Origin of the sequence: Sphingomonas sp., assembly GCF_013816785.1 — a bacterium.
In the GTDB taxonomy this organism is placed as follows: domain Bacteria; phylum Pseudomonadota; class Alphaproteobacteria; order Sphingomonadales; family Sphingomonadaceae; genus Sphingomicrobium.
Map to the genome: position 1 here is coordinate 1 of NZ_JACDDV010000073.1, position 7992 is coordinate 7992.

The 7992-nt window shown below is 66.2% G+C and carries 9 protein-coding genes and 1 pseudogene; 3 read left to right on the forward strand and 7 right to left on the reverse strand.

Annotated elements, in window-relative coordinates:
- The 3 genes and pseudogenes from H0W65_RS11515 to H0W65_RS11525 all read right to left on the reverse strand — a co-directional run.
- Positions 1-2616 (reverse strand): annotated as a pseudogene (locus H0W65_RS11515) (translocation/assembly module TamB); the annotation flags it as partial.
- Complete coding sequence (locus tag H0W65_RS11520) at positions 2616-4634, reverse strand: autotransporter assembly complex family protein (protein WP_294007723.1); 2019 nt, start codon at positions 4632-4634, stop codon at positions 2616-2618. The pseudogene H0W65_RS11515 and the gene H0W65_RS11520, both read right to left, overlap by 1 nt.
- Before the next feature lie 67 nt (positions 4635-4701).
- Positions 4702-4911: a hypothetical protein gene (locus H0W65_RS11525; protein WP_294007724.1), complete on the reverse strand. Its 210-nt coding sequence runs from the start codon at positions 4909-4911 to the stop codon at positions 4702-4704.
- A 116-nt stretch (positions 4912-5027) separates the two neighbouring features.
- Here H0W65_RS11525 and H0W65_RS11530 point away from each other — a divergent pair, with 116 nt between their 5' ends.
- Positions 5028-5198, forward strand: a complete 171-nt coding sequence (locus tag H0W65_RS11530; protein WP_294007725.1) for a hypothetical protein — start codon at positions 5028-5030, stop codon at positions 5196-5198.
- Here the strand turns inward: H0W65_RS11530 and H0W65_RS11535 are convergent.
- Complete coding sequence (locus H0W65_RS11535; protein ID WP_294007726.1) at positions 5167-5676, reverse strand: AAC(3)-I family aminoglycoside N-acetyltransferase; 510 nt, start codon at positions 5674-5676, stop codon at positions 5167-5169. The genes H0W65_RS11530 and H0W65_RS11535 overlap by 32 nt on opposite strands.
- A complete protein-coding gene (locus H0W65_RS11540) occupies positions 5634-6107 on the reverse strand; it encodes a helix-turn-helix transcriptional regulator (RefSeq protein WP_367120144.1) in 474 nt (157 codons plus the stop codon). Before H0W65_RS11540 ends, H0W65_RS11535 begins: the two co-directional genes overlap by 43 nt.
- Positions 6108-6149: 42 nt before the next feature.
- On the opposite strand from H0W65_RS11540, the gene H0W65_RS12225 reads away from it, so the two are divergent.
- Together H0W65_RS12225 and H0W65_RS11550 are read left to right on the forward strand one after the other, a co-directional pair.
- Positions 6150-6554 (forward strand): hypothetical protein, encoded by a 405-nt coding sequence (locus H0W65_RS12225; RefSeq protein WP_367120145.1) that lies wholly within the window; start codon positions 6150-6152, stop codon positions 6552-6554.
- Positions 6551-6883: a hypothetical protein gene (locus H0W65_RS11550; RefSeq protein ID WP_294007728.1), complete on the forward strand. Its 333-nt coding sequence runs from the start codon at positions 6551-6553 to the stop codon at positions 6881-6883. The genes H0W65_RS12225 and H0W65_RS11550 overlap by 4 nt, the downstream gene beginning before the upstream one ends.
- Here H0W65_RS11550 and H0W65_RS11555 read toward each other — a convergent pair whose 3' ends face one another.
- Together H0W65_RS11555 and H0W65_RS11560 are read right to left on the reverse strand one after the other, a co-directional pair.
- A complete protein-coding gene (locus H0W65_RS11555) occupies positions 6884-7357 on the reverse strand; it encodes a hypothetical protein (protein WP_294007729.1) in 474 nt (157 codons plus the stop codon).
- A gap of 47 nt (positions 7358-7404) precedes the next feature.
- Complete coding sequence (locus H0W65_RS11560) at positions 7405-7947, reverse strand: type 1 glutamine amidotransferase domain-containing protein (protein WP_294007730.1); 543 nt, start codon at positions 7945-7947, stop codon at positions 7405-7407.
- Positions 7948-7992: the final 45 nt, after the last annotated feature.

Below are 7992 nucleotides of genomic sequence, written 5' to 3' on the forward strand. Positions count from 1 at the left end.
GTCGAGCAGTTGCATCGGCATCGCCTCAATGTCGGCGCGCAGCTCGGGCCGGGCGCCGGTGCGGCCCGACAGCGTCCCGCGCCCGCCGGCGAAGCGCACCCGAGTCGGCGCGATTTGCCAGCCGCCCTCGACCCGAGTGATCACCGCCGCGCTGTCCAGCGTCAGCGGTCGTCGGTCGAGTTCGCCGCGCCCGGTGACGCTTATCCGTTCGGGCGTTACCTCGGCCAGCGCTACCAGGTTGAACGCCGTGCCACGGGTTCCGGCAATCGCCGCGCGCACCTGACCAGTTCCGTTGACCAGCCTGGCGTTGGCGGTTAGCCGCGCCAGCATCACGCCGCTGGTCTGCAATCCCCGAGCGGTCACGACGCCGTCGAGCGTGGTTCGCCCCTCTGCCAGCAGGATCGTTCCGTCGACCCGGCCCGAGCGCACGCTGAGCGCGGGTGGCCCGGGAAAGCTGGCATTGCTCGCGGTGAGGTGTGCCTCGATCTTCTGGTCCCCGCCGACTGGCGCGAAGCCGAGAGTTCCGTCCAGCCCGCCGCCCGTGACGCGCAGGCCGCCGGTGAAGCCGCCCGGGTCGGACCGCAGGCTTCCAGTCGCATGCGTGCCCGAAACGTCGAGCGCGGCAATGGCGATCGTCGCCCGGCCGTTTTTCGGCAGCAATATCTGCCCATTGGACGTGAACGGCCCGAGCCGCGACTGGCCATTGGCGCGATAGGCGAACCCGACCGGTGTCGGATCGAGCAGCAGCCGCAGGTCGCGAATTCCGAGCGAGTCGTTGGGCCGGTCGAGAAACAGCTCGATCTTTGGCCGCTCGATAGGCCCGTCGAGGCTGAGCCGCAGCGGGCCATATTGCGCCTGCCGACCGCGCGCCTCGATCTGGAATGTGCCGTCGCGACGACGGATGCCCTGCCCGGACAGTCTGAGCTTGGGCGAATAAAGCTGCAAGTTGGTGAGGCGAAGAATGCCGTCGCTGCCGCGCTCCAAATCGCTGGTCAGCCGCGGCAGCCCGCCGGTCAGCCCGGCAAGGAAGCCATTGTCGAGCTGCCGCACCCACGCCTGGACGTTGCCGACCACTCCCGATCCCTTCCCATTTGGGCCGGGCACGACCCGCAAGCTGGTCTCGATATCGACGATGCCGAGTCCGGGTATGAGGTAGCGTTTGAGGCCCCCGGACAAGACAACGTCGAACCGCCCCGTCTTAAGGTCGATCAACAGCGACATGGTGCCGTTGAGCCGGTCACTGCGGAGCGCGAGCTTGTCGCCCCGCACCAGCTGCGGAGTGATCGACAGCATCCCCTGGACACTCAGATTGCCGAGAATCCCGCCCGCGACATCGCCAACGCCGGTAATTGCCCGCGCCTTCAGGAGCAGCGGCACCCGCATCGGCCAGGGCGTGAGCTTGCCCCGCCCCTCCGCGCGCACATCGACGAACCCGGTGTCGTCAAACGCCACTCGGGGGCTGGTCAGGCGATAGGCATAGTCGGCGCGGTCCATCGCCCCGTCGAGCGTCCACACCATGCGCACGCTCTTACCGGTCATATTAGGCAACAGCGCCGGCGGGCGCAGCAAGTCGAGCCCGACGCTGACCTTGTCGTAGCGCCGCGCTGCAAGGTCGACCGCGCCCGACGCGACCGCGCGCAGCGACGGCGATACCAATGTCAGTTGGCCGTCGAGAATCCGCTCTTTGAAGGTCGCCGCTCCATTGACCTTGACCAGTGGCGCGGTCAGTCGCTGCAGCTGGCCCTTGAGCAAGGGCGCGGGCGCGATCGTCCCCGACAGTCGATAGCGCCCGCTGTCCGCTGCCAGCGCAAGATTGGCGGTATCGCGCCGCTCGACCAACAACCGCGCCACGCCGCGCCACCGCGTCCAACTGCCGTCGCCTTCGATCGTCAGGTCGATCGGCCGCTTGATCCCGGTAAGCGCAGGTAGCAGCCCGTCGCCCGGTGCGATCGCTCGCAGCCCGATGTCGAAGCGGTTCCGGTCGGGCTCGGCGTCGATCCGCGCCGCCAGCCGGTCGCCGTCGAGCATCGCCAGATTGAGCCCGACCATCGCCCGTCCGGCGCGTATCTCCACCTCGCCGTTGAGGCTGCCGGTCCGAGCTGTGCCGCTGACCGCCTTGGCCAGCTCGATCCGGTCGATCTGCAAGCGCCCGATGTGAATGTCGAAGCCGGGCAGCAGCGGACCTTTGCGCCCCGTCACCCGCAACTTGGGCAACCGCTCGACCCGCACCAGCCTGGCCTCGAGCCGGTCGATGTGCAGGCTATTGTAGAGCCACGCGCCCGGTGCCCAATCGACGTGAATTTCCGGACTGGTCAGGAATACGCCCTGCGGGTCGCTGACGGCCACGCCTTTCAATTTCACCGCGCCGAAGATCGACCCCTCGATCCGCGCCACTCGAATTTTGAGGCCGGTCGCTGTTTCGATCTGCGACAGGCGGTCGACGATAAAGCGATGACCTGGCGCGGTGTCGAGCAAGATCAGGCCGCCGACCCCGATCCCCAGCAGGACGAGCAGCAGCACCGTCAGTTCATTGAGTAGCCGCCGGCTCCAGTGGCGGCGGCGCGAGACGATGATCCGCTGCGGCCCCCGCCCGTCCGCGACCACCACTCCGGCCATCAGAAGGCCTGGCCCAGGCTGACGGTCACCGCGATGCGGCTGTCGCCCGCCTGACGGTTGAGCGGCGTGCCGACGTCGATCCGGATCGGCCCGAAGCTCGAATAATAGCGCGCGCCGATGCCGACACCGATCTGCCAATGCTTGAGATCTGGCAGCGCCTGTGTCGACAGCGTGCCACCGTCGACGAACGGCACCACTCCGAAATTGCCGCCGAGCACCTTCAGCCGGATGCGCGCCTCAAGGCTGAACTCGGCCAGGCTGCGCCCGCCGATCGGGTTGCCATCGACGTCCTGCGGACCCAATCGCTGATAGCCATATCCGCGCACCGACCCGCCGCCACCGGCGTAAAAGCGCCGCGACGGCGCGATATCGTCGCGCCCGGCGCCGGCGATCGTGCCGAGCCGCAGCCGCCCGGCGGCAACGATCCGCTTCCCCACTCGACGATAGGCGCTCGCGTCGATCTGCGCCTTCGCATAGGGGAAGGTACCGCCTTGGAAGCTGATTTCGGGGCTCAGCCGCCCGAGCAGGCGGAAGCCTTTTGTCGGGTCGAGCAGATCGTCGCTGCCATCATACCCCAGGCTGCCTGGCAGCGCGGCGATGAAAAAGGTTCGCCGTCGCGGCAGGCCGGTTGCCGCGATCGTGTCGCGCTCGTCGGTCGCGATCAGTTCGGCGCCCAGGCTCCATGTCCATTTCTTCTGCCAGATGAAATTGCTCTGCCGCTCGAACCCGCCCGATAAAGACAAGGTCTTGGCCTCGAACGCTTTGCGGTCGACATGGCTCGCCAGCGCCTGCGCGCTCAGGACTTGGTCGCGGCGCAGCCAATTGTTGCGGCGTATCGAGACCGCAAACAATTGCTCCTGCGTCCCCCCAACGCCCCGCACGGTCAACGCGCCCTCGGGATTGAAGAAGTTGCGGTGCTGCCAGCTCGCTTCGGCGCGAAGACCTTCGCCGGTGCCGTAACCCAGCTCGCCGGCGATGGTCCGCATCGGCGCGGGCTGAAGCGTCACCGCCAGATCGATCGTCCTCCCCTCGTCGCGCGGCTGTGCGGCTACCTCGACCGACGCTACTAACCCGGTCGCCACCAGCGCCCGGCGAAGGTCGTCGACCTCGCTCTTCTCGTAGCGATCTCCCGGCTTGAACCGCGCGATGACGCCGACATGATGCGCCGAAAAGGGCGGCGCGCCCGACACGCGGATGACGCCGAACTTCGCCACCGGGCCGGGTGTCACCGGCAGCACCAGCCGCGCCACCGTCGCCTGATGATCGACGACGATGTCTTGCTCGCCGACCTTGGCCGTCGCGAAGCCGCGCTCGCCGAGCGCCACCTGCAGCGCGATGCCGGCGTCGATGACCTTTTGAGCGATCACGGGGTCGCCCGTCTTGACCGCGAAAGCCGCGCGCAGCCGCACCGCTTCCTCGCCCGCAGCCTGATCGAGACCGGGCAGCTCGACGCTGTCGAACCTGTAGCGCGGGCCGGGCACGGCCGCGATCTCGACGATAAGATCAGCGCCGCTTGCCTCGATCCGCGGCTCGGCGGCGGCGTCATAATAGCCCTGGCTGCGCAATAGTTCGGCGAGCAGCTCGGCATCGGCGCGGGCACGACGGTCGATCTGCGCGGCGTTGGCGGTCGACTTGCGATCCTCCTTCAGCGCCGATCGCTGTTCGAAGCCCAGACGCACAGCGTCGCCGCCTTCGACCCCCTCGAGCCCGCTCAGGGTCCAGCGATATTGCCGCGCAGCAGCACTATCCTCGACCCGTTCGAGCGCCTCCGATGTCGCTTCAGCAGCATCGGCGGGCGCGACCCCCTGCGCTTCGGGCGGCGGCGCCGGTTCCGGCGTTTCAAGGTCGGGCCAGTCGACGCCGAGGTCGGGCATCGGGTCCAACGGCGCCGACGGGTCGAGCTCAGCGGGGTCCGTCGGCACTGTCTGCGCGCGCAGCGGTGCCGCCCCGAGCGCCAGCCCGGCGCAGCCCGCCAGCAAGATGGTGACGGCTCCCCGCCCGGCGTGTCGCCCACTCATACCGGCGATAGCCTAGCATGGAGACTGGCCGACGCCACCACCTGCAAAATGGCACGCGGCCAATATGTTAGTGGATGGTGCCGCGAACCTCACGTTCGGTCAGCGTGACGATCACCCGCTCGATCTGCCGCCAGTGGCAAAAGCGGATAACATTGCCCTTGTCGCGGCTCACTTCGGCGCGCGCCGCCGCCTCGAACCCGGCATCGTCGCCATAGGCCTCGATCAGCTGCGCCGCATCGGCCAGCGCGCCGCGTCCGGAGATGAAAGGCGTGTCCATGGCGCCGTGTAACCCGCCGCGCCTTGCGTTTCGGGTGACGGACGCGGTCAACGAAGAATTCACCATCTTCTCCCCTCCTGCTTGCCGGAGAGATTAAGGGAGGGCATGTGCGCGATATGAGCAAGCGCACCCCGGCCGCCGGCGGCATCTTCCTGTTCCTCGGTCCGGTTATTGGCGCGGTCCACGGCATTAACGTCGGCCAGCCGATCGTGTGGATGCTGGCCGGTTTCGCTATCGGCGTCGCGCTGGCGCTCGCTATCTGGCTTTGGGATCGCCGCCGGGGCTGATGTCGAAATGCAGTACGTCCTCACGGACCCCGAGCTTGTCGTAAAGCGCTACCGCCGGCGCATCGGGCGGGTCGGCCTGGACATAAATGACCCACGCCCCACGCGCAGTCGCGATCGGTTTCAGCGCTTCGATGAGCGTCGTCGCCACGCCACGCCGCCGATGATCCTCGCGCACGGCCAGGTCGTAGATATAGATCTCGCTCCGCCGCTGCTCGAACTTGGGCAGTTCATAGGCGGCTAGCGCACCGATCATCGCGTCGCCTTTGAAAGCGCCCAGAGCGATAAACTCATCGCGGCCGAGCAACGAGCGTAGATAGTCGTCCTCTGGCGGCCGCGCGGCGTAGCTCGCCTGGTCCTCGAACACCTCGGCGAACAGCGCGTTCATCCCGCGCGCCTCCGCCAGATTGCCCGATCCCAGCCGACGCACCTCCACCGTCACGCAATTCTCCGCCCGGCCCAGATCACCCGGCCAATACATTCGATTTCATGGAGACCGCAGTCGGGCAGGTCGCCATAGGCCGGGTTGTCCGACTGGACCGTCACTCGCCGGCCCACCGGATGAATCGCCAGCCGCTTGACCAGCAGCGTGTCGTCAACGCGCAGCACATGGATGCCGTCGCGCAACTGCTCGGCGCAGGCCGACAGGTCGACCAATATGTCGTCGCCGGCATTGAGCGTCGGCGCCATCGAATCGCCCTCGACTCGAATCATCGACAATTGCGCGGTGGGCGCCGAGGTTATCGCCTTGAGCCAGCGCGGGTCGAACGCGAAATAGGGCCGCGCCCGCTCGTCGTTGGGGATGGCGCCGGGGCCGGCAGATGCCCGCACCTCGCTCCGCATTACCGGCACCAGCGCGCCATAGGCTGCGGCATCGTCGTTGGGCGGGCCACCGAGCATGGATTCGGGCACCTGGAAGTAACGCGCAAGCGTTCGGCGCTCACGCTCCCGCAGATGGCGCGGCGTGCCTTTTCGCAAATATTGCTGAATGTAGGCGTCGTTCCTGCCGATCAGCCGCGAAAGCGACGCGAAATTTTCGCCTCTCTCAACGCAGAGCTGTTCCAGCGTTTGGCGGGGGTCGGCAGACATGACGACACCTTTAACCATAGGAAAATTCCTAGACAAGTAGGAAATGCGTTGGAATTGATGCGTTGCCGAGTCGCCTTTTGGTGGAGACAAATCGCCGTGCATATACTTCGAGAGGTCGAGAAATTCCTGAAACTCAACAACACGCCGGCCACACGTTTCGGCCGCCTGGTCATGGGAGATCCGCGCTTCGTGTTTGACTTGCGGCGAGGGCGCGAACCGCGCGCCAGCACCATCCAACGGGTGCAGTCTTTTCTGGAGGATGGTCAATGATGAAGCTTGCGCTTTCGCTCGCCGCAGCAGGCCTGTTGCGCGCCTTTCTTCGCCGCGGTGGGGTCGATCGCGACAGGATTTTGCTCACCGAATTCACATCCATCGATTGGCAGTCGCTTACATTTGTCGGCGAACGCCATGAAATGATCTTGCGCGTTCCCGGTCCCGGCGCGGATGAATTGGCAGCGCAATTGACGCAAGACCTCAGCGAGGGAGACTTCTCCATTCCGGGGCAGATTGTCGCGGATATCGCCTTGGCATGCCCGCCCGTGCGCAACCGCGACGGGTCGGTCACCCTATCCATCGAAGCCCTGACAATCTTCGAATGATCAGCGGAGAGAAGCTCTGATATTGGCGAGCGCGGCATGCAACGCGGCGCTGGCATCGGTTAGCGGCCGCGTTTCGTTGGACGATCCGCCGTCGAATGCGGGCGCGGGCCGATCGCCGAGGTAATCGGCGATTCTCATCACCAGTGCGCCCGGCGTCCGCTCGTCGGGGGCGAACAGCCGGCTGACCCTGGCGTCGGGCTCGACCGACCCCAACGGATCGTCAAGCAACAATTCGTCGACTGTGTTATCGAAAGGAAGTGGCTCGAAAGGCGCCATCTTCAGGGACCCGCTTTCGCTTCCCGCCACGCGCATCGCAGTTATCCCGATCAAATAGGCTAGTCCGAGCGCAGCGATCACCGCCCCCGGCCCCCCAAGCAAGACCGTCGCCGACCAGCAACTCGCCGCCGCCAGCACCGCCGGCGCAGCCCAGATGGCCAGTGTCTCAATCGGATGCTGTTCTAATCCCCAATCCATCCCTACGCTGATAGGGCATAAACCTTGCCAGCCGGTTTAGACCCGGATCAGGCCCGGGCCTCGATCGCCGCGATCAGGGCGTCGGTAAAGGCCGGGACATCGTCTGGTTTGCGGCTGGTGATAATATTGCCGTCGGTCACCGCCGCCTCGTCGACCACTTCTGCCCCTGCATTGCGAAGGTCGGTACGTATCGACGGCCAGCTGGTCGCCCTCTTGCCGCGCAGAAGGTCGGCTTCGACCAGCAGCCAAGGCGCGTGGCAGATCGCCGCGACCGGTTTGTCGGCACTGGCGAATTCGCGGATTAGCCCAATTGTATCCTCATGCATCCTCAGCCGGTCCGGGTTGCCGATCCCGCCAGGCAACAGCAGCGCATCATAGTCGGTCGCCCGCACCTCGGCGATGGTGGCGCCCGGCGTAATCCGCCTGCCCGGCTCGTCATGAACCGTGCCCATGATTTCGTCCTGCGTCAGCGACGCCAGCGTCACTTTCGCGCCCCTATCCAGCAAAATCTTACGCGGCCCGAACAGTTCGCTCTCCTCGAACCTGTCGGTTGCCACGATCAGTATATGCGCTTGGTCGATCTTGGGCATTTTCGCTCCCTTGGAACTCCCGCGCCCTCTCGCGCACTTCAGCGG

Bases quoted from the DNA above. Each gene is read 5' to 3' on its own strand.
- H0W65_RS11520 (WP_294007723.1), bottom strand. From the start codon at position 4,634: ATGAGTGGGCGACACGCCGGGCGGGGAGCCGTCACCATCTTGCTGGCG.
- H0W65_RS11525 (WP_294007724.1), bottom strand. From the start codon at position 4,911: ATGGACACGCCTTTCATCTCCGGACGCGGCGCGCTGGCCGATGCGGCG.
- H0W65_RS11530 (WP_294007725.1), top strand. From the start codon at position 5,028: ATGAGCAAGCGCACCCCGGCCGCCGGCGGCATCTTCCTGTTCCTCGGT.
- H0W65_RS11535 (WP_294007726.1), bottom strand. From the start codon at position 5,676: ATGTATTGGCCGGGTGATCTGGGCCGGGCGGAGAATTGCGTGACGGTG.
- H0W65_RS12225 (WP_367120145.1), top strand. From the start codon at position 6,150: ATGGCGCGGCGTGCCTTTTCGCAAATATTGCTGAATGTAGGCGTCGTT.
- H0W65_RS11550 (WP_294007728.1), top strand. From the start codon at position 6,551: ATGATGAAGCTTGCGCTTTCGCTCGCCGCAGCAGGCCTGTTGCGCGCC.
- H0W65_RS11555 (WP_294007729.1), bottom strand. From the start codon at position 7,357: ATGGATTGGGGATTAGAACAGCATCCGATTGAGACACTGGCCATCTGG.
- H0W65_RS11560 (WP_294007730.1), bottom strand. From the start codon at position 7,947: ATGCCCAAGATCGACCAAGCGCATATACTGATCGTGGCAACCGACAGG.